This is a genomic window from Rhodopseudomonas sp. B29, assembly GCF_000333455.1.
Lineage (GTDB): Bacteria > Pseudomonadota > Alphaproteobacteria > Rhizobiales > Xanthobacteraceae > Rhodopseudomonas.
In genome coordinates this window covers 1-1,181 of record NZ_BADD01000700.1, presented here as the reverse complement: position 1 = coordinate 1,181, position 1,181 = coordinate 1, and the positions used below count along the sequence as shown (strand labels likewise).

2 protein-coding genes are annotated in these 1,181 nt (G+C 65.6%); both read left to right on the top strand.

Going from position 1 to position 1,181, the window contains the following annotated elements:
• Positions 1-351, top strand: a 351-nt coding sequence (locus I5M_RS25260; protein WP_022723944.1) for a PhoU domain-containing protein, incomplete at its 5' end; no start/stop codon positions are given.
• 65 nt (positions 352-416) lie between these two features.
• On the top strand, positions 417-1,121 hold the full coding sequence (gene phoB, locus I5M_RS25255; RefSeq protein WP_022723943.1) for a phosphate regulon transcriptional regulator PhoB: 705 nt from the start codon (positions 417-419) through the stop codon (positions 1,119-1,121).
• Positions 1,122-1,181 lie beyond the last annotated feature (60 nt).

Here is a 1,181-nt window from a genome sequence, read left to right as displayed (position 1 = left end):
CGCGGACTCGAGCACATGACCGACCTCGTGCAGTCGCAGGTCAAGGCGGTGCTCGACGCCTACACGGCGCACGATCTGCCGGCCGCGATGGTCGTGTGGAACGGCGACGAGGAAGTCGACGCGATCTGCACCTCGCTGTTCCGCGAGCTGCTCACCTACATGAGGGAAGATCCGGGCAACATCTCGTTTTGCATTCACCTGATGTTTTGCGCCAAGAACATCGAGCGGATCGGCGATCACGCCACCAACATCGCCGAGACCGTGTTCTACATGATCGAAGGCCAGCAGATCGTCGAGAAGCGTCCGAAGGGCGATATGACGACCTTCGCGACCGCGACGCCGGGCAATTGAGGAGCGTGGCGTCCGCGGCGCCGATCGCCTCCGCGGACGCGCGTCATACGGAAAGAAGGATCACCATGGGTGCGCGCATTCTGGTAGTCGAAGACGAAGAAGCGCTGACGACGCTGCTACGCTACAATCTCGAGTCAGAGGGCTACGACGTCGAGACGGTGGCGCGCGGCGACGACGCCGACACGCGGATGAAGGAGCGGCTGCCCGATCTGGTGGTGCTCGACTGGATGCTGCCGGGCCTGTCCGGCATCGAACTGTGCCGCCGGCTGCGCGCGCGTTCCGACACCAAGCAACTGCCGATCATCATGCTGACGGCGCGCGGTGAAGAGAGCGAGCGGGTCCGTGGCCTCGCCACCGGCGCCGACGATTACATCGTCAAGCCGTTCTCGGTGCCGGAGCTGCTGGCGCGGGTGAAGGGCCTCTTGCGCCGCGCCGCGCCGGAGCGGCTCGCCACCGTGCTGGCTTACGGTGATCTCGAACTCGACCGCGACAAGCGCCGCGTTGCCCGCGCCGGCCGGCCGATCGATCTCGGGCCGACCGAGTATCGGCTGCTCGAATTCTTCCTGGAGCATCCCGGCCGCGTCTTCAGCCGCGAGCAACTGCTCGACGGCGTCTGGGGCCGCGACATCTACATTGACGAACGCACCGTCGACGTCCACATCGGCCGCCTGCGCAAGCTGCTCAACCCCGGTCGCGAACAAGACCCGATCCGCACCGTCCGCGGCGCCGGCTATGCGCTCGACGACAGGTTTGCGAAGGTGGAGAGTTAGTTCCCCAATCTCGTAGGGTGGGTTAGGCGCGAAGCGCCGTAACGCACCATCTTCTCGCGG